The organism is Bradyrhizobium sp. LTSP849 (genome assembly GCF_000938255.1).
GTDB lineage: Bacteria > Pseudomonadota > Alphaproteobacteria > Rhizobiales > Xanthobacteraceae > Bradyrhizobium.
In genome coordinates this window covers 13241-36779 of record NZ_JYMR01000013.1, presented here as the reverse complement: position 1 = coordinate 36779, position 23539 = coordinate 13241, and the positions used below count along the sequence as shown (strand labels likewise).

Genomic DNA, 23539 nt, shown 5'->3' with positions numbered 1-23539 from the left:
GGCCATCCGCGGTAGATGTGACGTAATCAAGGTCCTGGATTAATTCGATTGCGCCGCACGCGGGAGAGAACGCGATATTAATCCGGGGCAAGTACCCCTCAATGTACCTTTGAAATCAGGGGTTTCTGCCCCTCGCCCGAAAGAGATCAGACTGATGGCAGCCGTTCCCGGCCTCCGCCGTTCAGAGCTCGGTGACGCGCTGCGTGCCTGCCGCACGGCGTTGATCGGCCTTGGCTTCATGAGCTGCATGATCAACCTGCTCTATCTGACCGGGTCGATCTTCATGCTGGAAGTCTACGACCGGGTGCTGCCGAGCCGCAGCATCCCGACCCTCGTCGGTCTGATCGTCCTCGCCGGCGGCCTCTATATGGCGCAGGGCGTGCTCGACATGATCCGCAGCCGCATCCTGGGACGGATCGGCACCGCGCTCGACGAAGCCCTGAACAAGCGCGTGTTCGACACCATCGTGCGCCTGCCGCTGCTGGTCGGCAGTCGCAACGAGGGGCTTCAGCCGCTGCGCGACCTCGACAATGTCCGCTCCTTTCTCGGCGGCATGGGACCGAGTGCGTTCTTCGACCTGCCCTGGCTGCCGCTCTATCTCGCCATCTGCTTCGCCTTCCATGTCATGATCGGCCTCACCGCACTGGTCGGCGCCATCATCCTGGTCGGGCTGACGCTGGTCACCGAGTTCCTCTCCCGCCAGCCGGCGAAAGAGGCGATGGGCCTTGCCGCCCAGCGCAACGATCTCGCCCAGTCCAGCCGCCGCAATGCGGAAGTGCTGGTGTCGATGGGCATGGCCGGCCGGTTGAACCAGCGCTGGAGCGAGGCCAACGAAAAATATCTCGCCGGCAATCAGCGTGCGAGCGACGTCGCCGGCGGTCTCGGCGCGGTCGCCAAAGTGTTGCGCATGATGCTGCAATCGGCGGTGCTCGCGGTCGGCGCCTATCTCGTCATCCACCAGGAGGCGACCGCCGGCATCATCATCGCAGGCTCGATACTCTCCGCCCGCGCGCTGGCGCCGGTCGATCTCGCGATCGCGCATTGGAAATCCTTCGTCACCGCACGCCAGAGCTGGCACCGCCTCAGCCGTCTTCTGGAACAGATGCCGGCGCAAACGATGCCGACCCAGTTGCAGGCGCCCACCAGCCGGCTCTCGGTCGAAGGCGTCGCGATGGTGCCGCCCGGCGACCAGCGGCTCATCGTGCAGGACATCACCTTTGCGCTCGAAGCCGGCAACGGCCTCGGCGTGATCGGGCCGAGCGGCTCCGGCAAATCGTCGCTGATCCGGGCGCTGGTCGGCGTCTGGCAACCGGTGCGCGGCAAGGTGCGGCTCGACGGCGCAGCGCTCGACCAGTGGGCGTCCGACATGCTCGGCCGCCATATCGGCTATCTGCCGCAGGACGTCGAACTGTTCGGCGGCACCATCGCGCAGAACATCAGCCGCTTCGATCCCGAGGCCACGTCTGACGGCATCATCGGCGCGGCGAAAGAAGCCGGCGTGCACGAGATGATCATCAAGATGCGCGAGGGCTACAACACGCAAGTGGGCGAGCAGGGCACTTCGCTCTCCGCAGGCCAGGCGCAGCGTGTGGCGCTGGCGCGCGCGCTTTACGGCAATCCGTTCCTGATCGTGCTCGACGAGCCCAATTCCAATCTCGACACCGAAGGCGACGAAGCGCTGACCCGCGCCATCCGTGCCGCGCGCGAGCGCGGTGCCATCGTCATCGTGGTGGCGCACCGGCCGATCGGCGTCGAGGCGGTCGACCAGATCCTGGTGCTGCGCGACGGCCGTATGCAGGCCTTCGGGCCGAAGGAGCAGGTGCTCGCCCAGGTGCTCCAGTCCCGCGTCGCGCCGCCGGCGCCGATCAAGATCGTCAGTGAAGGCGGAGTGGCCAAAGCATGAGCACGATGACGATTGGCGGCGCAAAGCCCGGCGCGAAGAGAACCGTGCGGGAGTCGATCCGGTTTCACCTGATCCTTGGGGTCTCGATCGTGCTGGTTCTGGCCGTCGGCCTCGGCGGTTGGGCGTCGATGGTGCAGATCTCCGGCGCGCTGATCGCGCCCGGCCAGATCGTGGTCGAATCCAACGTCAAGAAGGTGCAGCATCCGACCGGCGGCGTGGTCGGCGAGGTGCGTGCCCATGACGGCGACCTGGTCAAGGCCGGCGACATCGTGGTGCGGCTCGACGACACCGTCACCAAGGCCAATCTCGCCATCGTCACCAAGAATCTCGACGCGGGGCAGGCGCGAGCGGCGCGGCTTCAGGCCGAGCAGCGCGGGCTCGACAAGCTCGAGTTTCCGCAGGCGCTGCTCGATCGTGGCAACGATCCCGACGTCAAGGTGCTGCTCTCCGCCGAAACAAAGCTGTTCGACGTTCGCGTCAATGGCCGTGCGGGGCAGAAGGCGCAGCTCCGCGAGCGCATCCAGCAGCTCAACGAGGAGATCGAGGGTCTCTCCGCGCAGGAGAAGGCCAAGGACAAGGAGATCTCGCTGGTGCAGCAGGAGCTCATCGGCGTCCGCGATCTCTACGACAAGCACCTGGTGCAGATCTCACGTCTGACCACGCTCGAGCGCGACAGCGCGCGCCTCAACGGCGAGCGTGCGCAGTACATCGCCTCGCGGGCGCAGGCCAAGGGCAAGATCACCGAGACCGAGCTCCAGATCATCCAGGTCGACAAGGACATGGTGAGCGAGGTCTCGAAGGATTTGCGCGAGACCAATGACAAGATCGGCGAGTCGATCGAGCGCAAGGTCGCGGCCGAGGATCAGCTTCGCCGTGTCGACATCCGCGCGCCGCAGGACGGCATGGTGCTGCAATCGACCGTGCACACGGTGGGCGGCGTCGTCACCGCCGGCGACGCCTTGATGCTGATCGTGCCGCAGGCCGACGACCTCCAGGTCGAGGCCAAGGTCAATCCGGTCGATATCGACAAGCTCCAGATCGGCCAGAAGACGCTGTTGCGCCTCTCCGCCTTCAACCAGCGAACCACGCCCGAGCTCAACGGCGTCGTCACCCGCGTCTCGCCCGACGTCACCACCGATCAGCGCACCGGGCAGAGCTACTACACCATCCGAGTGTCGATGTCCGCGGAGGAGGTCGCCAAGCTCGGCGACTCCAGGCTGATCCCCGGCATGCCGGCGGAAGCCTTCGTCCAGACCGGCGACCGCACGATGTTCTCCTACTTGATGAAGCCGCTGCACGACCAGTTCATGCGGGCCTTCCGGGAGAAGTGACGCGCGAAGGCGCAGCATCCCGGAGCGCGCTTGGCGCGCATCCGGGATCTCGAGCGGCAGACTCGATCTCGTAGGGTGGGCAAAGGCGCAAAGCGCCGTGCCCACCATTTTTCGTTCGGCAATGAAGATGGTGGGCACGCTTCGCTTTGCCCACCCTACGCTTTCTCGTTCTTGCTATAGTTCGACTCAGGCCCCAGCAACCCGGCGTCGAACAATGCAGACCCCACCCTCCATCGCCACCGAAGCCTTCATCGACCCGGCCGCGGCCGTCGCCCGCCTCGAAGAGATCTATGAGCGCAACACAAAATTCCTGCGCGACCGGTTCGAGGCCTATGTCAACGGCGAGGCCGTCACGACGCGCGCGAGAGCCTATTATCCCTTCGTCCGGGTCACGACTGCGACGCATGCGCGGCTCGACTCGCGTCTTGCCTATGGCTTCGTCGCCCGGCCCGGCGTGCACGAAACCAGCGTGACCAGGCCGGATTTGTTCCGCGCCTATCTCACCGAGCAGATCGGATTGCTGATCCAGAATCACGGCGTGCCGGTCGAAATTGGTGAATCCAGTGAGCCGATCCCCGTTCACTTCGCCTATCGCCGCGATATCAACATTGAAGCCGCCATCACCACCAGCGAGAATTCGCCCGTGACGCGGTCGCTGCGCGATGCGTTCGACGTGCCCGATCTCGCCACCATGGACGATGCGATCGCCGACGGCACGTTCGAGCTTCAGCCGGGCACGCCCGAGCCGCTGTCGCTGTTTCGCGCCGCCCGCGTCGATTACTCGCTGCGCCGGCTCTATCACTACACCGGCACCGACCCCGAGCATTTCCAGAACTTTGTCATTTTCACCAACTACCAGTTCTATGTCGATGCATTCGCCCAGCTTTGCGAGCAGCGCCTTCAGTCCGGCGAGGCGGGCCTCGACGCCTTTGTCGCGCCCGGAAACGTCATCATGCGCAATGGCGGCGCAACGACGGGTACAGCACCCGTGCGCGCGCCGCAGATGCCGGCCTTTCATCTGGTCGCGCCCGGCTATCGCGGCATTACCCTGATCAACATCGGCACCGGCCCGTCCAACGCGCGCAACGTCACCGATCACGTCGCGGTGCTGCGGCCGCACGCCTGGCTGATGCTCGGGCATTGCGCCGGCTTGCGCAACACGCAGCGGCTCGGCGACTACGTGCTCGCCCATGGCTATGTGCGCGAGGACCACGTGCTCGATCGCGAGCTGCCGCTATGGGTGCCGATCCCGGCGCTGGCCGAGATGCAGGTCGCGCTCGAAGAGGCGGTCGAAGACGTCACGGGCCTGGAAGGTTTTGAGCTCAAGCGCCTGATGCGCACGGGCACCGTTGCCAGCGTCGACAACCGCAATTGGGAGATCAGCGGTCCCGAGGTCATTCGTCGCCTGTCGCAATCGCGTGCGGTGGCGCTCGACATGGAATCGGCTGCGATCGCCGCCAACGGCTACCGCTTCCGCGTCCCCTACGGCACGCTGCTGTGCGTCTCCGACAAGCCGCTGCATGGCGAGATCAAGCTGGCGGGCATGGCCAGCGAATTCTACCGCCGCCGCGTCGGCCAGCATCTCGAGATCGGCCTGAAGGCGCTGGAGCGGCTCAAGCAGCAGGAATCGGAGCGGTTGCATTCGCGAAAGCTTCGCAGCTTCGCCGAAGTCGCGTTTCAGTAGGGCGAAGTCTCTGTTTGCTGCTGACAGGCGGAAAGATTTTTAGCATTGTCTCGTTCGGGGGCTCGACCGGGACGACTTGATGCCGCTGACGCGCGACAGGATCATCGGCCATGACCTTGAACGGCTGGCCTTTCGCTTCACCATGATGAACGACGGCGAGGTCGTGGACTGCCAGATCAGCGACGCGGCGCTGGACGAGCTTGCGGGCATGCAGGGCACCGAAAGCAGCGCCCGCCAGGCGCAGTTCGTGTCGCTGCGCGAGACCGTCGAACGGATCGCGTCGGATGTCTTCGACGAGGCGCCGCGCTTCAAGGGCTACGTGGTGCGGATTTTCATGCGGCATTTGGGGCGGTAGTGTCGCTCCGTTCTCCGCTGTCCTTGCCCGGCTTGGCCGGGCGATCCAGTACTCCGAGACAGTCGTGATTGAATCGATAGGCTGCGGCGTACTGGATGCCCCGCCTTCGCGTGGCATGACAGCGGTGTTTGTGGCGATACTGCCCTCACTCACAGCACAGCAGCTCACCCCTCCAACTTCCTCAGCAGCAACTTCAGCGCCGTCGCCGCAAACACTTGCATGTTCGCAAACCGGTCATTGCTCCCGGTCTCCAGCGTGATCACCTCCGCCGCGGGGCCAGCCACCGCCATGCAGCTGTGGCCGGCCGCGTCGCCGTAGCGGTTGCCGGTGGGGCCGGTGGCGCCTGTTTCCGAAAGCCCCCAGTCGCTATTGAAGCGGCCGCGCATCTGCTCGGCCAGGAGTTGCGCATAAGGCTCCGAGGACGAACGAAAGCCCTTCATGCCGTCATCCGAAATATCCATCAGCACGCGCCGGGCGTCGCGGGTGTAGACCACGGCGCCGCCGAGGAAATAGGCCGACGCACCGGGCACTGCGAGCAGGCTGGCCGAGATCAGGCCGCCGGTCGAGGATTCCGCGACCGCGATGGTCTGTTTGCGCGCGGTCAGTTTCGCCGCGACCTGTTCCGCAATGCCGACAAGCTCTTTCATGTCCTGTACCTCACTCCATCGCAACCGAGCTGCGCCTTCCTAGCATATGACAGCGGCTTTGGCCGAGTTGCAGGCGGCGGGCAGGCCTGCTTGAATGGCAGGACGCAAGACGGCGCGGCGAAGCGCTGCGCAAAAGTAACGTCAAGAGGAAACGCAAAAGGGAGACGTCATGGCGTCCCTGATCGCCGGCGGGGTGGATTGCGACGTGCATCCGGCCGTGCCGCATCTGACCAGCCTGCTGCCGTATCTCAACGACTACTGGCGCGACCAGGTGACGACGCGCGGCATGGTCGACCTCGTCTCGCAATCCTATCCGAAGAACTCGCCGATCGTGGCGCGGCCGGACTGGCGTCCAGAAACGGGCAAACCCGGCGAAAGCCTCGACGACATGCAGCGCCATGTGCTCGAACCCTTTCGGCTCACGTATGCCATCTGCAATCCGCTTTACGGCGTGCAGATGGTGTTTTCCGAGGATCTGCAAGCCGCGTTCTGCCGCGCGCTGAATGAATGGCTGGCGAAGGAATGGCTCGATCGCGATCCGCGGCTGCGCGGCTCGATCGTGATCCCGACGCAAAGCGTCGAGAAGGCCGTTGTCGAGATCGAGCGCTGCGCGCAGGACCGGCGCTTCGTGCAGGTGCTGATGCTGGTGATGGGCGACACGCCACTGGGCAAGCGCGCGCTGTGGCCGATCTACGAGGCGGCGGAACGGCTGGAACTGCCGATCGGCATCCACGCCGGTTCCGCTTATCACAATCCGCCGACCGCGGTGGGCTGGGGTTCCTACCACATCGAGGATTATGTCGGTCAGGCCCAGGCGTTCCAGACCCAGCTCACCAGCCTGATCGTCGAGGGCGTGTTCGCCAAATATCCGCGGCTGAAGATGGTGATGCTGGAATCCGGCATCTCCTGGATCTCCCCCTATCTCTGGCGTCTGCACAAATTCTGGCGCGGGGTGCGGATGGAGACGCCCTGGGTCGATCGCGCGCCGCTTGAAATTGTGCGAAGCAACATCCGCTTCTCGTTACAGCCATTTGACGCGCCGCCGGACGAAGCGACATTAATTCGCCTGTTTGATCATATGCAGTCGGATGAATTGGTCCTATTCTCCACGGACTACCCGCACTGGCAGTTCGACGGCCAGGACGCGCTGCCCGCAGGTCTCACCCCCGATCTCGTGCGCAAGATCATGATCGACAATCCGCTCGCCACCTATCCCCGCCTGACTTAGCCCGCTGCCAAAGGAGGCAAGGCGATGAATATCCAGTTCCGCGAAGGCACCGAAGCCGCTTCCCCCCTGACCGTCAAAACCGCGATCGCGGACTGCGACATCCATCCGGCGCGCGCCAGCCGCACCGAGCTCTATCCTTATCTGGCCAAACGCTGGCAGCATCATCTCGAGATCTACGGCGTCCATGCCTATCAGGGCATGATGGAAGGTCCGCCCTATCCGAAGGCCCAGCCCAATGCCTCGCGCCGCGACGCCTATCCGCCGGAAGGCGGCCCGCAGGGGTCCTCGCTGTCCTTCATGCAGAAGCAGCTGCTCGATCCCAACAACGTACAGCTCGGCGTGCTCAATCCGCTCAACTCCGGGCAGGGCATCCGCAATCACGAGCTCTCGGCCGCGCTGTGCTCGGCGATCAACGACTGGCAGATCGACAAATGGACCAGCAAGGACAAGCGGCTGAAGGCGTCGATCGTCGTCGGCAATGAAGACGGGTTGTCGGCCGCCGCCGAAATCCGCGAGCGCGCCGGCGACAAGAATTTCGTTCAGGTGCTGCTGCTCAGCCGCAATGTCGAGCCGCTCGGCCAACGCCGCTACTGGCCGATCTATCAGGCTGCGGAAGAGGCGGGCCTGCCGGTCGGCGTCCACGCCTTCGGCTTCGGCGGCAACCCGATCACGCCGTCGGGCTGGCCGAGCTATTACATCGAGGAGATGGTGGGACATTCGCAGTGCCAGCAATCGGCACTGGCCAGTATTGTTCTGGAAGGCGTGTTCGAGCGCTTTCCGAAATTGAAGATGGTGATGATCGAGGCGGGCTTCGGCTGGGCGCCGTCGCTGGCCTGGCGGCTCGACAAGGTCTGGCAGCGCCTGCGCAGCGAGGTGCCGCATGTGAAGCGTCCGCCGTCGGAATATATCCGCGAGCAGGTATGGTGGACGACGCAGCCGATGGAGGATCCGGAGCGGCGCGAGGATCTGTTCGACGTCATCAAATGGATCGGCTGGGATCGGCTGTTGTTCGCGACCGACTATCCGCATTGGGACTATGACGAGCCGTCGCGCGTGCTGCCGGCCGGCGTCAGCGAGGCCAATCGCGAGGCGTTCTATCTCGGCAATGCCAAGAAGCTTTACGGGATGAGTTGATGGCGCGGCATGTGATTGCGGCGGTCGATGAGCTGCCGCCGGGCACGCGAAAATTTCTGGAGATCGAGGGACGGCCGATCGCGGTCTTCAACATCAAGGGCGAGTATTTCGGTCTGATGAACCGCTGCCCGCATCAGGGCGCGGCGCTGTGCGAGGGCCCGCTGATCGGGCTTGCGCAATCGAGCGACCCCGGCGAGATCGAATACACCAAGTTGGGGGAGATTATCCGCTGTCCATGGCACGGCTGGGAATTCGACATCCGCACCGGCCAATCCTATTGCGACCCCCGCCGCTTCCGCGTGAAGGCATATGCGGCCCATGTCGAGCCGGGCGCGAGCGTGGTCAAGGGGCCCTATGTCGCGGAGACTATCCCGGTGCGGGTCGAGAGCGATTATGTGGTGGTTGAGCTGTAAGTCCCCACCGTCATTCCGGGGCGATGCAAAGCATCGAGCCCGGAATCCATTGTGCGACAGGAATGCTGGGAGAAATGGATTCCGGGCTCGCCCTTCGGGCGTCCCGGAATGACCATCAGTGGCTTGCCGCCGGTTCGCCAACCGCATCATACGTCGTCACCGCCTGGCGGCCGCCGCGATAGACGATCGACGTCGCGATGATGCCGAGGAAGGCTGCGAGCATCAGCCACAAACCGGGCGAGGCCTTGTCGCCGGTGTGCTCGATCAGCAAGGTCGAGGCGAACGGCGTGAAGGTGCCGAACAGCGCAGCAGCGAGCGCAAAGGCGAGCGAGAAGCAGGTGGTGCGGACATGCGCCGGCACGATCTCGACGAGTGCACCGAGCATGGTGCCGCTGTACATGCCGAAATAGAACGAGAACATCATCTCGACCGCGAGCAGCTTGCCGAAGGTCGGCGCCGCCACCAGCCAGGACAATGCCGGATAGGCGGTGACGAACGCCAGGCCGGCGATGGCGAGCAGCACCGGTTTGCGGCCGATGCGGTCGGACAGCGCGCCACCGACCGGATTCCAGATGAAATTGCTGACCGCGACCAGCAGCGTGACAAGCAGGGCGTCCTGCGTCGACAGCTTCAGCACGGTCTTGCCGAAGGTCGGCGTGTAGACGGTGACGAAGTAGAACGTCGTCGTGGTCAGGATCGCGATCATCATGCCGAGGATGACGATGCGCCAGTTGGCGAGCGCGGAGGCGAACACCTCGTTCGCGGTCGGATGCTTCTTCATCGCGAGGAAGGCCGGTGTCTCTTCGAGCGTCCGCCGCAGCATGAAGATCAAGGGGATGATCAAGCAGCCCACGAAGAACGGAATGCGCCAGCCCCAGGCGGCCACGGTGTCGGCCGGCATCACCTCGGACAGGAGGAAGCCGAGGATCGACGCCACGAAGATCGCAACCTGCTGGCTCGACGACTGGAACGAGGTGTAGAAGCCGCGATTGCCGGGCGTGGAGATTTCCGCGAGATAGACCGAGACACCGCCGAGCTCGACTCCGGCGGAGAAGCCTTGCAGCAGCCGGCCGAGCAGCACGATGATCGGTGCTGCAATGCCGATGCTCGCGTAGGTCGGGCAGAATGCGATGACGACAGTGCCGGCGGCCATGATGGCCAGCGTGACGATCAGGCCCTTTCGGCGGCCGATGCGGTCGATGTAGGCGCCGAGCACGATGGCGCCGACAGGGCGCATCAGCGCGCCGAGCCAGAAGACGCCGAAGGTGTTGAGCAGCGATGCGGTTTCATTGGTCGAGGGGAAGAACGCCTTGCCGATGGCGGCGGCATAGAAGCCGAACAGGAAGAAGTCGAACTGCTCGAGGAAATTGCCGCTGGTCGCGCGCAGGATCGCGCCGATGCGCGACTTGATCTCGGGCGGATTGGTGGATGCTGCTGGCCCAGCCATGACGTTTCTCCCCTTTTTTGACGCGGCCGGACCGGAACTCATCTTCACGGCAAGGCGACAGATTGTTGCTGTGACAATCTGACTACCCCTCTCGCGCGAGGCGTTGCGAGTCAACTTATTTTGCGACGGAAGCTGATGATTTTTCAGGCTTTATTCTGCGTTGCAGCGATCATCCACTCGCGGAAGGCGGCGAGCTTCGGCGCCTCGCGGCGCCCCTCCGGCGAGACCAGGTAGAAGCCCGCATCGGCCGGCAGCGCGATCTTGAAGGGAACCACGAGCCGGCCCTTGGCGATGTCGTCCTGGACGTAGGACGTCCGTCCCATCGCCACGCCGATGCCGTCGATCGCGGCCTGGATGGTCATGAAGATCATGTCGAAGGTGATGCCGGGCTGCTTGGCAATGTCGGCGGGCAGGCCTGCCGCCGTCAGCCACAGCCGCCAATCGTCGCTGTTGGCGTTGGACGTGTGCAGCAGTGGATAGCCCCTCAGATCCTCCGGCTGGCGTAGAGGCCTGTCGCCGCGCAGCAGCGAAGGGCTGCACACCGGAAACAGCTCGTCCGCCATCAGCCAGTCGGCGCGCAGGCCCGGCCACTGGCCACGGCCGTAGCGGATCGCCGCATCGACATTGTCGCGCTGGAAGTCGACGAGGCTGGTCGAGGTGGTGATGCGGACATCGATGCCGGGATGCGCCTCCTGGAAATCGGTCAGTCGCGGCAGCAGCCACTTTGCGGCGAGCGAGGCCAGCGTCGAGATGGTCAGCACCTTGTCGTCGTCCTTGCGCAGCAGCCGGTCGGTCGCAAGGCGGAGGTCGTTGAAGGCGGCGCGGACGCCCGGCAGGTAGTCGCGCGCCTCAGGCGTCAGCGCCAGCGCGCGGTTCTGCCGGATGAACAGGCGGATGCCGAGCTCCTCCTCGAGCCTGCGGATCTGATGGCTGATCGCGGTCTGCGTCACGTTCAGCTCGGCCGCGGCTAGCGTGAAGCTGAGATGGCGCGCGGCGGCCTCGAACGCCCGCAATCCGTTCAGGGAAGGCAATCTGGCAGTCATTTGGCAGCAGAATGCATGAGCTTATTTCATGCGAAGAGGTACAAATTGTCGTTTGTCGAAACGCGCGCGCGGGCAGATATTGGCACCCAAGTTAGCTCGAGGAGCTTAAAATGTCTACTTGTACCGATAATTCGATGACAAATCATCATGCACCCGGCCTGATCTACCAGATCGGCGAAACGATCCATGTCTGGCACGAGCGCTACCGGACCCGTCGCGAGCTGAGCCACTGGACCGCCCGCGATCTCCACGACGTTGGCCTGTCCTGGACCGATGTGGCCTTTGAGGCCGACAAACCCTTCTGGCGGGCCTGATTGGCCGCCAGGCCGGCGCCGCCTGATCACAGGGGCGCCGGCGGTCCCTTTTCCGCAAGGGAAATTTCTGAAGGCACGTGTCATGAGCATTCTTCGCCTGGAAGATCTGAAGCAATATTCGGACACGCTGCGCACCCGGCAAGGTGAGGCGCTCGACGTCCGCTTCGTCGAGCCGCGCGACACCGACGAGCTGCAGCATTATTTCCGTTCGCTCACGACCCGCTCCCGTTACAACCGCTTCTTCGGCGCCATCAGCGAATTGCCGAAGGGGCTGCTGCACGACTTCCTCCAGGTCGGCGAGCGCGAACGTTTCACGGTCGTCGCGACCATGACGGTCGACGGTTTTGACACGATCGTTGCTGAGGCCCGTTATGCCTTTCATGCCGAAACTTCGGCACTTGAGTTCGGTCTCTCGGTCGACGACCGCTGGCAGGGCCACGGCATCGCCACCGCCCTGCTGAAGAATTTGGAATGCCGCGCAGCCGCGCTTCGAGCCGAGCACATGTTCGGCGACACGCTGCGCTCCAACCAGACCATGATCTCGCTCGCGCGCAAATCCGGCTTCGCCTTCGTCAACCATCCGGACGACTGGAAGCTGGTGCGCTTCGACAAGGAGATCAATGTCGCGCCGAAGGACATTCCCTGCGCCAGCTGGCGCCTCGCCGCTCTTTCCCGTCAGGCCGTAAGCCCCTCAGCCTCGGCCTGACACCACTCCAAGCCCGGCTCTGTTGATTCAGAGCCGGGCATTTTTTTGCGCCTCATTCGAACTTGGCCGGCACCGAGGCCGGCCGGGTCGCATCCAACAAAAACATCACCAGTTGGTCCAGGTCCGTCGTCCCGTCGCTGAAGACTTCCATGGCCATGTCCGGGCCGTGGCCGACCATCGACTTGCCAGCTTCGGTGCGGCTGACGCCGTGCGGTGTGCGTTGGCCGACCTGTCCGGCGAGCACATAGAACGACTCCGAGCCGGGATGGGAATGCACCGGCGTCCTGGAGCCGGGCGGACCGCCGGCGTGATTGATTTGCAGCAGATATTCGGGCGCCGCGAAGACCGGTACCGGCCCGATCTCGGCGGCTGTCGTGCCGCCAGGCGTCATGCCGCCTTTCGGGCCGAGCGTGAACAGCCAGACCTTGCCCGAGACCTCAGCGGCCAATGAATTCGGGCTCGCGCTCGCAGCGTTTTGCGCCAGATCGAGTGTGGGGAAATTCTCGACGCGCCAATAGAGCTCTCCCGGTGGGAGGCCACTCAATTTTTTCTGCGCGACTTGAGTGACAACGAATTTTCCCGGCTCGGCTGCTGCCGCCGGCAACACGGCCAACGCAATCAGCGAGACCACCCCGGCGATGAGATAGTAAGCGCCTGATCTTCGAGGGCTCATGGTGTCACTCCTCGATTGCTCTTGCGGTCAGCGGCTGTGTGACCCTATTTCCCCGCGAACACCGCCTTGCGCTTCTCGATGAAGGCCTGCACGGCCTCCTTGTGATCGGCGGTCGTGGTCAGGCGGACCAGACGTTCGGCCTCGTGGTCGCGGGCGGTCTCGAAGTCGAATTGCAGGGCCTCGTCGAGATTGTCTTTCATGTAGCGCAGCGCGAGGCGCGGGCCTTCGGCGAGCGACTTGGCCAGCGCGAAGGCCTCAGTCTGCAATTTGTCGTCGGGCACCACGCGGTTGACGAGGCCGATGGCCTCGCAGCGCGCCGCGTCGACCTTGTCGCCGGTGAACATCAGCTCGCGCGCCCGTGCGGTGCCGACGAGCCGGGTCAGCAGCCAGGCGATACCGTAATCGCCGCTCAGCGCGATACGAGCATAGCCGGTGGCGACGAAGGCTGATTGCGCGGCAATGCGGATGTCGCAGGCCATGGCGATGGCAAGCCCGGCGCCGGCCGCGGCGCCGGGCAGGGCGGCAATCGTCGGCTTGCGGACGGACACCAGCGCGCCGGTGAGCAGCCGCTGCCGCTCCTGGAGATCGGCGACCTTATCCTCGAGCGACATTTCCAGCTTCTTCGGGTCGCGATGCGCGCCCATGCCCTTGACGTTGCCGCCGGCGCAGAACGCTTCGCCGGCGCCGGTGATCAGCAGCGCGCCGACATTGGGGTCCTCGCCGCAGGTCCGGATCATCGTGCGCAGCGCCGGCGTCAGCGTGTCCGACAGCGAGTTGCGTGCCTCCGGACGGTTCAGTGTGATCACCGCGACGCGGTCGCGGATGACGCAGAGCAGTTCATTGGTGCCGGTGTCGACGGTGGTTTCCATGGTCATGTCGCTCCCTCTGCTCTTGTAGGGTGGGCAAAGCGAAGCGTGCCCACCATTTGCGTCCTCGTCGTCACTGGTGGGCACGGCGCGATGCGCCTTTGCCCACCCTACGGCAGTCGTGCTTCAAAATTTCTCCACCCAGGGCCGCAGCTCCAGCTCCCAGCTCCAGGCGCTGCGCGGCTGCTGCAACACGTTCCAATAGCTCTCCGCGATCGCATCGGGATCGAGCATCGAGTCAGGCTTGTCCGTTGGCTCGGTGCGCGCTGTGCTCTTGATGCCGCCGTCGATCACGAAATGCGCGACATGGATGCCTTGCGGCGACAGCTCGCGCGCCATGCTTTGTGCGAGCCCGCGCAGCGCGAATTTGCCCATCGCGAACGGAGCGGATTGCGCATAGCCCTTGACGCTTGCCGAGGCGCCCGTGAACAGGATCGCGCCGTGCTTGTTCGGCAGCATGCGCTTTGCGGCCTGCTGTGCCACCAGGAAACCGCCATAGCCGCTGACCGCGATGGCTTGAGCAACGTCGGCCGGGACCAGATCGACGAACGGCCCGCGCGCGCGGCCGCTGGCGTTGTAGACGACGAGGTCGGGGGTGCCGATCTCGCGCTCGACCAGGCCGAACAGGCGCTCGACCTCCTCCGGCTCCGTGGCGTTGCAGGCATAGGCCTTGGCGCCGGTCTCGCTACAGAGTGCGCCGAGCTTCTCGATCTTTCGCGCGGCGAGTGCGACGCGAATCCCCTGGGCGGATAGCAGCCGCGCCAGCGAGGCGCTGAGGCCTTCGCCAGCGCCGACAATGAGCGCGATCTTGTACTTTGGGTGTTCCATGGCGTGATCTCTCGAAGACTGGGAGCCGTTGATCTATGCATCCGCCGCGCGGACAACCAGCCGGCTTGATCACAATTCCGCAGAGCGAATTGCTCCCTCGCGGCGATCATGCCTCCCTGACAATTTGCGGCTTTATCCAATCTGTCGGCTGGAGCATGATCGACATCATCCCAAGCGGCAAGCGTTAAAGCAGCGCAAAATGACCGCAGGGCGCGGAAACGAAGAGGACGATCATGCGACATCCGGGCACAGCACAGGAGAAAAATGTCGCGGCCGCGCCATCCGGCCTGCTGGCGCCCGATACCACTGGCATGAACTTTTACCGTGCGGATCAGGCGCTGACGGATCTCCTGCGTATCCATCTGCCGGACACGCTGTTCCGCCACATCGAGCCGCATCTCGATCGCCTGGGTGAATTGGCCGGCGGCCCGCTCGACGATTATGCGCGGCTGGCCGACCGGCACACGCCAGTACTGCACCAGCGCGACAAGTTCGGCCGCGACGTGCAGTGGATCGAATACCACCCGGCCTATCGCGAGCTGGAGAAGGCCGCGTTCGGCGAGTTCGGCATCCATGCGCTCTCGCTCCGCAAGGGGATCATGGGCTGGCCCGACAAATATCCTGTCGTGGCCAAGCATGCCTTCACTTTTCTGTTCAACCAGACCGAATTCGGCATGGGTTGCCCGATCAACGTCACCGACGGTTGCGCCAAGCTCTTGGCGAATTTTGGCAGCGACGCGCTGAAGGCCAAATATCTCGACGGCCTGACCCAGACCGACATGAGCAAGCTGACGCAAGGCGGCCAGTTCATGACCGAGAAGGAAGGCGGCTCCGACGTCGGCACGCTGACCACGCGCGCGGTGCAGGAGGGCGACCATTGGCGCCTCACCGGCGAGAAATGGTTCTGCTCGAACGCGGACGCCAAGGTGGTGATGCTGCTGGCGCGTCCCGAAGGCGCCGGGCCCGGCACGCGCGGCGTCGGCCTGTTCCTGATGCCGCGTTTCCTCGACGATGGCTCACAGAATCACTACCGGATCGTGCGTCTCAAGGACAAGCTCGGCACCCGCTCGATGGCCTCGGGCGAGATCAAGCTCGAAGGCGCAATCGCGTACGCCGTCGGTAAGCTCGATCGCGGCTTTGTGCAGATGGCCGAGATGGTGAACTCGTCGCGGCTCTCGAACGGCGTCAAGTCGACTGCGCTGATGCGCCGCGCCTATCATGATGCGATGACGGTCGCCAAGAACCGCGTCGTGTTCGGCAACCGCATCATTGACCTGCCGCTCGGCCGGCGCCAGATGCTGAAGATCATGCTGCCGGTCGAGCAGGCGCTGTCGATGAGCTTTCTGACCGCCGATGCGCTCGACCGTGCCGAGGCCGGCAGCCAGGATGCGGCGGCGCTGCTGCGCATCCTGACGCCAACGTTGAAATTCCGCGCCACGCGCGACGCGCGAAAAGTCTGCGGCGATGCGCTCGAGATGCGCGGCGGCATCGGCTATATCGAGGAATTCGCCACTCCGCGGCTGCTTCGCGATGCGCATCTCGGCTCAGTCTGGGAAGGCACCGGCAACATCGTCGCCATCGATGCGCTGAGGCGCGCCGTCGGCCGCCACGGCGCCGAAGCCGCGCTTGCCGCCGACCTGCACGCCCGGCTCGACGACAGCGCGTCCGTGCCGCAGGCCTGGCGCGACCGTCTGCGCGGCCTTACCGATCGCGCGGTTGGCTTTGCGCGCGAGGTTGCGGGCAAATCCGAGAACGAAGCAGATGCGCGGCGCGCGACGAGCCTGCTCTATCATGTCGCTAGCGCCGTCGCGCTCGCCTGGGAAGCGCACCGTATCTACGACATGCGCGGCGATGCCCGCAGGCTGCTGCTGTCGCGTCTCGTGATCGATCACCGGGTGTCGTCGAGCGATCCGTTCCGGCTGACGGAAAATGCCACGCAGCAGAAGATCGCCGCACTGCTGCTCGGCGATCGCGACGCTGGCATGAGCGAGGTTGGCGAACTGGTTCTGGCAGCGTAGGCTGCGCCCGCGTCCAAAGCAAAAAAGCGATAGGGAGTGCTCGATGAAGGCCGCTGTCCTCTATGAAGTCAACAAGCCTCTGGTCATCGAGGATGTCAGCTTGCCGAAGCCGGGCCCGCGCGAGGTCCTGATCCGCACGTCGGTCGCCGGACTCTGCCATTCCGATTTGCACTTCATGGAAGGCCTCTATCCACATCCGCTGCCCGCGGTGCTCGGGCACGAGTCCGCCGGCGTGGTCGAGCAGGTCGGCTCCGACGTCACCTATGTGAAGCCCGGAGATCACGTTGTCACCTGCTTGTCCGTGTTCTGTGGCACCTGCGACAATTGCACTACCGGCCGCACCGTGCTCTGCACCGACACCACGGTGAAGTTGCTGCCGGGCGTCTCCGACCGAATGCAGTGGTCGAAGCCGGAGAAGCTGCACCAGTTTCTCAATCTCTCGTCCTTTGCCGAGCAGATGCTGGTGCACGAAAATGCCATCGTCAAAATCCGCAAGGAAATGCCGCTCGATCTTGCCGCGCTGATCGGCTGCGGCGTCATCACCGGCTACGGCGCGGTCGTGAACACCGCGAAGGTGACGGCCGGCGAAACCGTCGCGGTGATCGGCTGCGGTGGCGTCGGCATGGCCGCGATCAACGGCGCGCAGATCGCGGGCGCCGGCCGCATCATCGCCATCGACACCAATCCGGCAAAGCTCCAGCTCGCGACCAAGCTGGGGGCCACCGACATCATCAATCCCGCCGACGGCGACGTGGTGAAGCAGGTGCGCGATCTCACCAATGGCGGCGTGCATCATTCCTTCGAGGTGCTCGGTCGCAAGGAAACCGCGGAGCAGGCGTTCGGCATGCTTGCCGCCGGCGGCACCGCCACCATCGTCGGCATGATCCCGTTCGGCCAGAAGATCGAGCTGCACGGCTTCGACTTCCTGCGCGAGCGCAGGATCCAGGGCTCCTCGATGGGCTCGAACCATTTTCGCGTCGACATGCCGCGGCTGGTCGATTTCTACCTGCGCGGACGGCTGCATCTGGAAGACTGGATCTCGGCCAAGCTGAAGCTGTCGGAGATCAACGAAGGCTTTGCCAACATGAAAGCCGGCAAGACGCTGCGCAGCGTGATCATGTTCGATAGCTGAGCCACACTGACCGTGTCATCGCCCGGCTTGACCGGGCGATCCAGTACGCCGCAGCGGGAGTTGTGTGTACCAATTGTCGCCGCGGCGTACTGGATGCCCCGCCTTCGCGTGGCATGACGGCGGAGAGTGGGTTACGCCTTGCTCCACGCCATTTTGCTCCGTCATCGCGAGGAGCCATTGCGACGAAGCAATCCAGACTGTTTCCGCGGATAGATCTCTGGATTGCTTCGCTTCGCTCGCAATGACGAGGCGGCACTAATCGTCAAACATCTTCGGTGGCACAAATCCGCCGAACTCGCGCTCGATCAGCTCGGCGAGCTTGAGCGGTGTGCGGTCCTCCAGCCATGGGCCGACGATCTGGACGCCGACCGGCAGCCCATCCGGCGCAAAGCCGGTCGGGATCGCGGTGGAGGGCAGGCCGGGCAGCGTGGCGATGCCAGGCCAGGCGAGTTGGTCGGGATAGGCGTACTTCTTGCCGTCGATGGTGATGCGGCGGGTTTCCTGGTCTTCCGAATGGTCGTGCGGATAGGCCGGCGTCGGCATGACCGGACAGATCACTGCGTCATATGTCTTGAAAAGCTCCCGCCATTGCGCGCGCAGCCGCGTGCGTCCTGCGTTCGCCACCACCCAGTCGCGGTGGCTCAGCGCGATGCCGCGCAGCCGCTCTGCGGCGAGGCTGTTATCGCCTTCGGGGAGCGCCGCCGCAGCGGCCTTGGCGCCAGCATAAATGTCGGGTGCAAAACTTGCGGCGAGGAATGACATCAGCATCCGCATGTAGAGCCGCGAAGAGGCCGCGAAGTCCGGCAGCAGCGGGCTCTTGCGTTCGATCTTCACGCCAGCCTTGGCGAGATGGTCAGCGAGCTTGTTGAGGGTGCCGCGCACGGCGGTATCAGTCGGCAGCACCGGGTCGGTGTCGATCAGCAGCACGCGGAAATCCCTGAGCGCGCTGTGGCGCGCCGCCGGCAATTCGAGACGATAGGCCAGGCCCGCGTCGATTGGATCGGGGCCGGCCATGACATCGAGCAGGAGGGAAAGGTCGGCGGCGCTGCGCGCCATCGGACCGATCACCGAGAGGTCGCGCTCGAATGGCAAAGGCGGCGCCGGTGGCGCGACATGCCCGCGCATGGCCACGAGATTGAAGGTCGGCTTGTGTGCATAGACACCGCAATGGAACGCCGGCACGCGCAGCGAGCCACCGATGTCCGAGCCGATCGAGAGCGGCCCATAGCCCGCGGCCAGCGCGGCCGACGAGCCACCGGACGAGCCGCCCGGTGTGCGGCCGAGATCGTAGGGGTTGTTGGTGGTGCCGTAGATGTCGTTGTAGCTCTGCCAGTCGGCGAGCGCGAGCGGCACGTTGGTCTTGCCGAGAACGATGGTGCCGGCGTCCTTCACCCGCGTGATCGGCAGCGCGTCTTCCTTGGCGATGTAATCCTTCTGCGCGGGAATACCCCAGGTCGTGGGCAAGCCGGCGACGTTGTAGGACTCCTTCACCGTCATCGGCAGGCCAAGCAGCGGCTTTCTTTCGCCGCGCGCGAGTGCTGCGTCAGCTGTGCGTGCAGCGTCGAGCGCACGGTCGAAATCCCGGACGCAGATCGCGTTGACCTTGCCGTCATGCCGCTCGATGCGATCGATCGCATCCTGTGTGAGCTCGACCGACGAAACTTTCTTGGCAGTCAATGCGGCCGACAGCTCGACCGCGCTCTTGTAGCTCCATTCCGACTTGGCCACGACATGCTCCTGCGTTTCACTGGCGAGATGATGCGCAGTTTGGCCAAATGGCGCAACCGCCGTTTGATGGCGATTGATATGCCGGCTAGCTGTCATCGCCCGGCTTGACCGGGCGATCCAGTATTCCGAGACGGCTGTGATTAAACTGATCGGCCGCGGCGTACTGGATCGCCCGCTTTCGCGGGCGATGACACCGACAGTGAGGCTGCTACGCCGCCCCGATCAAGATCCCCACCGCGAGCACGATCGCGCCGCCGAGCACGATCTGGAACACGGCCTGCAGGAACGGAGTATCCATGTAGCGCGAGCGGATGAAGGCGATCGCCCACAATTCGAAGAATACGACCACGCCGGCCATCGCAGTGGCGATCCAGAACGCATTTGGCCAACTATCAGGGACCAAGAAGGGCAGGGAGTGACCGAGCCCGCCGAGCGCAGTCATGATGCCGCTGGCGGCACCGCGCAGCCAGGGCGAGCCGCGGCCGGTCAGCGAGCCGTCATCGGACAGCGCTTCCGCAAAACCCATGCTGATGCCGGCGCCGATCGAGGCGGCCAGGCCGACCAGAAACGTTTGCCAATTCTGATGCGTGGCGAAGGCGGCCGCGAACAGTGGCGCCAGGGTCGAGACCGATCCGTCCATCAGCCCGGCGAGGCCCGGCTGCACATATTGCAGCACGAACATCCGCCGTCGCGTGCGGTCTTCCTCGGCGCGCACGTCGGGCTTCAGGATCTCGTCGGTCAGCGTGACCGCGCGGTTCTCGTGGTGCTTCTCTTCCTCGGCGAGATCGCCGAGCAGGCGGCGCACGCCGACATCCTCGGCCTGCTCGGCGGCCCTCGCGTAGAAACGCTCGGCCTCGAGCTCCATGGTCTCGACTTCCTTCCGGATCGTGTCGAGCGGCAGGTTCTTGGTCAGCCAGATCGGACGCCGCCGCAAAAAGCCTTTGACGTTCTCGCGGCGGATCGGCGGCAGATGCGGGCCAAAGCGCTCTTCGTAGAGTTTGAGCAGGCGATGCCGGTGGCCGCGTTCCTCCTCGGCCATCTCCTCAAAAATCTTGGCCGTGTCCGGGTATCGCTCTCTCAGATCCTCGGCGAAGCTCATGTAGATGCGGCTGTCCTCCTCCTCGGAGGAGATCGCGACCGCAAGCACCTCGCGCTCGGTCAGATCGGAAAAATTCTTCACGACGGCCCTGTCTTGCTAGTTTAGAATTATTCTAAACTATAGGGCGCCGAGGTTCCTGGGTCAAATCAGGCGGAACGGGCCTTTGCCAGGAAGTCGAGCAGCAATCGGCTGACCTCGGCCGGCTGCTCCTGCTGCACCCAATGGCCGGCGCCGTCGACGAGATGGCAGCCGAGCATCCTGGTGCAGCCGCGCCCCTGCATCGCCTCGAACACGCCGGGCCGTTGATAAGTGCCCCAATCCTGCTTGCCAGAGATGAAGCAGGAGGGCACGTCGATGCTGCGGCCCGCAAACAGCTGCATCTCGCTGTTGAGCATGCCCGTGGTGCCGTAGCGATACCATTGCAGACCGCCCTGGAATCCGGTGCGGGCATATTCGGCGCTGTAATAGGCGAGATCGCTGTCCGGCAGCCATCGATTGGCAGCGATCGCGGCCGGCGATGGCATCTCCTTTGCGACCGTCTCCGCCATGGTCTCGTTGAGGTCCATCACGTAATAGGTCGGCAGCTTTGCGAGTTCTCCCGCGGACCATGATTTGAGCGGATACGGCTTGTTGTCGATCCAGTCCGCGCTCTTGTGATGATAATAGGCGCGCAGAAAATCATGCACGCCTTGCGGCGCGTGCTGCATGTTGGCGTTCGCGGCGCGCGTCGCATAGTACCATTGATAGTGGATGCGCGGGCGCGGCAGCGCGGCGAGTTCGCGATGCACGGGATCTTCGACCGCAGGCTTAGCCGGACTATCGACCGTGTTGAAGGGCAATTGCGGCGTTCCGCCGAACGGCGCGCTCATCAACGTCACCGAACGAAACACGTCGGGCCGGATCAGCGCGCACCACGCCGCGACCGGGCTTCCGAAATCATGTCCGGCGAGATCGACCTGCTTGTAGCCGAACGCCGACACCAGGGCGAGCGCATCGCGCACGAGGTTGAGAAGAGAGAACGGCGTGAGATCGCCGTCGTAATCCGCGGTCCAGCCGATGGTGCGGCCATAGCCGCGCTGATCGGGTGCGAGCACGTGATAGCCGGCGGCTGCGAGCGCCGGCATCACCTTGCGCCAGGAGAAGGCGAGCTCCGGAAAGCCGTGCAGCAGCAGGATACAGGGACGGCCCTTGGTCTCGAAGCCGGCCTCCAGCACATGCATGCGCAAGCCGTTGATGCCCTCGACATAGCGCGAGCGGATTCCGGCGGGCAGGGGGATGTCGGGGAGCGCTGTCATCGTTTCCTCCGCTCGGGTGGAATCGTAGGGTGGGCAAAGGCGCGCGCTTCGCGCGTCGTCCCCACCATTCTCTAACGCGTTTGGAAGGGTGGGCACGCTTCGCTTTGCCCACCCTACGGCATCTCGCTAAACCGCCGCGCAGACGAACCCGCTGCCCTTGCGCCTGATCTTCCCCACCGACGGCGAAGGGAAATGCGCGGTGCAGCACAGCGTGTCGGTGTCGCAATAGCGCTCCAGGAAGCTTCGGCGCGTCGTTGCCGCCGCTGCCGGATCGACGTCGAACTTCACCGACATCTCCGGATAGAGCGTCTGGATCGGCGAATGCATGAGATCGCCGCTGAAGACAGCGTCGTCCTTGCCGCGGCCGAAGGTAAAGGCGACGTGGCCGGGTGTGTGGCCCGGGGTCGGCAGGATGCGGACGTGATCGCCGATCTGGTGATCGTTGCCGACCACCTCGTGCCGTTTGGCCTCGACCACCGGCAGCACGCTATCCACGAAGGGCGGCACTGGCGCCTTCGCATTCTGCTCGGACCAGTAGTCGAACTCCTGCTTGGCAAACACGTAGCGCGCCTTCGGGAAGGTCGGCACCCAGCGGCCGTTCTCCAGCCGCGTATTCCAGCCGACGTGGTCGACATGCAGATGCGTGCACATCACGAAGTCGATGTCGTCGACGGAGACGCCCGCGGCCGCGAGCCCGCGCGCGTAGTTGTCGTCGGTCTTCATGTTCCAGTTCGGCCGCTGCGGCCGCGGCTTGTCGTTGCCGATGCAGCTGTCGACCAGAATGGTGTGGTGCGGCGTCTTGATCACATAGGACTGGAAGCAGAGGATCAGCACATCCTGATCGTCCAGCGCCTTCGCCTGCTTCATCCACGCGCGGTTCTCGGCCAGCACGTCTGGCGTCAGTCCCGGCAACAGCTCCAGTGCGGGGAAGAACGTGGTTTCCTGCTCGATGATTCGATGGATGGTGAGATCGCCGACGGTGAATTTCAAGCTCATGAGAACTCCCGAGATTTACGCCGCCGGCGGCACCGAGATTTTGACAGAGGGCCGCTCCAGCATCTTCTGGTGAAACGCATCGAGCTTCGGATAGGCCTTGCGCCAGCCGCAATCGGCGAAGCGGAAGTCGGCATAGCCGAGCACGCAAACGAGGCCGATCTGCGAGATGTCGAACGGTCCGTTCAGGACGTCCGGCATTTTCTCGAAGCGCGCCATGCCGGTCCAGGCCCGGTTCCAATGGTCGTCAGACCACGCCTGCCATTGCAGGCCCTGCGGCCGTACCATCCTCTCGTAGCGGCACAGCAGCAAGGAATCGAGCATGCCGTTGATCAAGGAGTGATTGGTCTTGGTCTTCCAGCGCTGCGGGCCGTAGTCCGGGATCAGACTGCCGCCGGCCATCTCGTTGAGATATTCGACGATGACGTAGGAATCCAAAATGACGTCGCCGTCATTGGTGATCAGCACCGGCAGCTTTTTCAGCGGCGTGATGCGCGAATAATCCTCGTTGGCCTGGCCCGGCGCGACGGTGGCCGGCGTGAATTCGATCTTGTCGATCAGCCCGAGCTCGATTGCGGCAATGCGCACCTTGCGGGCGAAGGGCGAGGCGGCGGAGAAGGAGAGTTTCATCGATGTGTCCTACGGGATGGCCAGCAGTTGATTTTCGTCATTGCGAGGAGCGAAGCGACGAAGCAATCCAGA

22 protein-coding genes are annotated in these 23539 nt (G+C 64.3%); 11 read left to right on the top strand and 11 right to left on the bottom strand.

All coding sequences use genetic code 11. The features are described from left to right. Positions 1 to 154 precede the first annotated feature (154 nt). The 4 genes from UB31_RS11180 to UB31_RS11165 all read left to right on the top strand — a co-directional run bounded on the left by UB31_RS11180 (position 155) and on the right by UB31_RS11165 (position 5273). Complete coding sequence (locus UB31_RS11180; RefSeq protein ID WP_045010933.1) at positions 155 to 1903, top strand: type I secretion system permease/ATPase; 1749 nt, start codon at positions 155 to 157, stop codon at positions 1901 to 1903. Continuing rightward, complete coding sequence (locus tag UB31_RS11175) at positions 1900 to 3234, top strand: HlyD family type I secretion periplasmic adaptor subunit (RefSeq protein WP_045005578.1); 1335 nt, start codon at positions 1900 to 1902, stop codon at positions 3232 to 3234. The genes UB31_RS11180 and UB31_RS11175 overlap by 4 nt, the downstream gene beginning before the upstream one ends. Before the next feature lie 214 nt (positions 3235 to 3448). Then, complete coding sequence (locus tag UB31_RS11170) at positions 3449 to 4918, top strand: AMP nucleosidase (protein WP_045010932.1); 1470 nt, start codon at positions 3449 to 3451, stop codon at positions 4916 to 4918. 79 nt (positions 4919 to 4997) lie between these two features. Next, positions 4998 to 5273, top strand: a complete 276-nt coding sequence (locus tag UB31_RS11165; RefSeq protein ID WP_045010931.1) for a DUF1488 family protein — start codon at positions 4998 to 5000, stop codon at positions 5271 to 5273. A 164-nt stretch (positions 5274 to 5437) separates the two neighbouring features. On the opposite strand, the gene UB31_RS11160 is transcribed toward UB31_RS11165, so the two are convergent. Continuing rightward, the gene (locus UB31_RS11160; protein ID WP_045010930.1) at positions 5438 to 5920 is read right to left on the bottom strand and encodes a CinA family protein; all 483 of its coding nucleotides are present in this window, start codon (positions 5918 to 5920) and stop codon (positions 5438 to 5440) included. Positions 5921 to 6089: 169 nt separating this feature from the next. Here UB31_RS11160 and UB31_RS11155 point away from each other — a divergent pair, with 169 nt between their 5' ends. The 3 genes from UB31_RS11155 to UB31_RS11145 are packed head-to-tail and all read left to right on the top strand — an operon-like array spanning position 6090 to position 8695. Next, positions 6090 to 7148, top strand: coding sequence for an amidohydrolase family protein (locus tag UB31_RS11155; RefSeq protein WP_045010929.1), 1059 nt, complete (start codon positions 6090 to 6092; stop codon positions 7146 to 7148). 24 nt (positions 7149 to 7172) lie between these two features. Next, positions 7173 to 8282 (top strand): amidohydrolase family protein, encoded by a 1110-nt coding sequence (locus UB31_RS11150; RefSeq protein WP_045010928.1) that lies wholly within the window; start codon positions 7173 to 7175, stop codon positions 8280 to 8282. Then, on the top strand, positions 8282 to 8695 hold the full coding sequence (locus UB31_RS11145; RefSeq protein ID WP_045005570.1) for a Rieske (2Fe-2S) protein: 414 nt from the start codon (positions 8282 to 8284) through the stop codon (positions 8693 to 8695). The genes UB31_RS11150 and UB31_RS11145 overlap by 1 nt, the downstream gene beginning before the upstream one ends. A gap of 115 nt (positions 8696 to 8810) precedes the next feature. On the opposite strand, the gene UB31_RS11140 is transcribed toward UB31_RS11145, so the two are convergent. After that, positions 8811 to 10142 (bottom strand): MFS transporter, encoded by a 1332-nt coding sequence (locus tag UB31_RS11140; RefSeq protein WP_045010927.1) that lies wholly within the window; start codon positions 10140 to 10142, stop codon positions 8811 to 8813. Positions 10143 to 10285: 143 nt separating this feature from the next. Continuing rightward, positions 10286 to 11185, bottom strand: a complete 900-nt coding sequence (locus tag UB31_RS11135; RefSeq protein ID WP_045005567.1) for a transcriptional regulator GcvA — start codon at positions 11183 to 11185, stop codon at positions 10286 to 10288. 110 nt (positions 11186 to 11295) lie between these two features. Between UB31_RS11135 and UB31_RS11130 the strand changes: the two genes are divergently transcribed. Next, positions 11296 to 11499, top strand: a complete 204-nt coding sequence (locus UB31_RS11130) for a DUF1127 domain-containing protein (protein ID WP_045010926.1) — start codon at positions 11296 to 11298, stop codon at positions 11497 to 11499. 82 nt (positions 11500 to 11581) lie between these two features. Then, complete coding sequence (locus UB31_RS11125; protein ID WP_045010925.1) at positions 11582 to 12205, top strand: GNAT family N-acetyltransferase; 624 nt, start codon at positions 11582 to 11584, stop codon at positions 12203 to 12205. Between the two features lie 52 nt (positions 12206 to 12257). Here the strand turns inward: UB31_RS11125 and UB31_RS11120 are convergent, their stop codons facing one another. The 3 genes from UB31_RS11120 to UB31_RS11110 all read right to left on the bottom strand — a co-directional run bounded on the left by UB31_RS11120 (position 12258) and on the right by UB31_RS11110 (position 14572). Further along, positions 12258 to 12878 carry a cupin domain-containing protein gene (locus tag UB31_RS11120; RefSeq protein WP_045010924.1) on the bottom strand — a complete coding sequence of 207 codons (621 nt, stop codon included), beginning with the start codon at positions 12876 to 12878 and terminating at the stop codon, positions 12258 to 12260. A 44-nt stretch (positions 12879 to 12922) separates the two neighbouring features. Then, on the bottom strand, positions 12923 to 13753 hold the full coding sequence (locus tag UB31_RS11115; RefSeq protein ID WP_045010923.1) for an enoyl-CoA hydratase: 831 nt from the start codon (positions 13751 to 13753) through the stop codon (positions 12923 to 12925). Between the two features lie 117 nt (positions 13754 to 13870). Continuing rightward, positions 13871 to 14572, bottom strand: coding sequence for an SDR family NAD(P)-dependent oxidoreductase (locus UB31_RS11110; RefSeq protein ID WP_045010922.1), 702 nt, complete (start codon positions 14570 to 14572; stop codon positions 13871 to 13873). Positions 14573 to 14805: 233 nt separating this feature from the next. Here UB31_RS11110 and UB31_RS11105 point away from each other — a divergent pair, with 233 nt between their 5' ends. Together UB31_RS11105 and UB31_RS11100 are read left to right on the top strand one after the other, a co-directional pair. Further along, the gene (locus UB31_RS11105) at positions 14806 to 16590 is read left to right on the top strand and encodes an acyl-CoA dehydrogenase family protein (protein WP_045010921.1); all 1785 of its coding nucleotides are present in this window, start codon (positions 14806 to 14808) and stop codon (positions 16588 to 16590) included. A 43-nt stretch (positions 16591 to 16633) separates the two neighbouring features. Then, positions 16634 to 17722 (top strand): Zn-dependent alcohol dehydrogenase, encoded by a 1089-nt coding sequence (locus UB31_RS11100; RefSeq protein WP_045010920.1) that lies wholly within the window; start codon positions 16634 to 16636, stop codon positions 17720 to 17722. Positions 17723 to 17977: 255 nt separating this feature from the next. Here the strand turns inward: UB31_RS11100 and UB31_RS11095 are convergent, their stop codons facing one another. From UB31_RS11095 to UB31_RS11075, 5 genes are all read right to left on the bottom strand, one after another. Then, the gene (locus tag UB31_RS11095) at positions 17978 to 19450 is read right to left on the bottom strand and encodes an amidase (protein ID WP_045010977.1); all 1473 of its coding nucleotides are present in this window, start codon (positions 19448 to 19450) and stop codon (positions 17978 to 17980) included. A gap of 208 nt (positions 19451 to 19658) precedes the next feature. Then, positions 19659 to 20630 carry an iron exporter MbfA gene (gene mbfA, locus UB31_RS11090; RefSeq protein ID WP_045010919.1) on the bottom strand — a complete coding sequence of 324 codons (972 nt, stop codon included), beginning with the start codon at positions 20628 to 20630 and terminating at the stop codon, positions 19659 to 19661. Positions 20631 to 20695: 65 nt separating this feature from the next. Further along, positions 20696 to 21844, bottom strand: coding sequence for an alpha/beta hydrolase (locus UB31_RS11085; protein WP_045010918.1), 1149 nt, complete (start codon positions 21842 to 21844; stop codon positions 20696 to 20698). Positions 21845 to 21970: 126 nt separating this feature from the next. Continuing rightward, on the bottom strand, positions 21971 to 22840 hold the full coding sequence (locus UB31_RS11080; protein WP_045010917.1) for an MBL fold metallo-hydrolase: 870 nt from the start codon (positions 22838 to 22840) through the stop codon (positions 21971 to 21973). A 15-nt stretch (positions 22841 to 22855) separates the two neighbouring features. Beyond that, a complete protein-coding gene (locus UB31_RS11075; protein ID WP_045010916.1) occupies positions 22856 to 23467 on the bottom strand; it encodes a glutathione S-transferase family protein in 612 nt (203 codons plus the stop codon). Positions 23468 to 23539 lie beyond the last annotated feature (72 nt).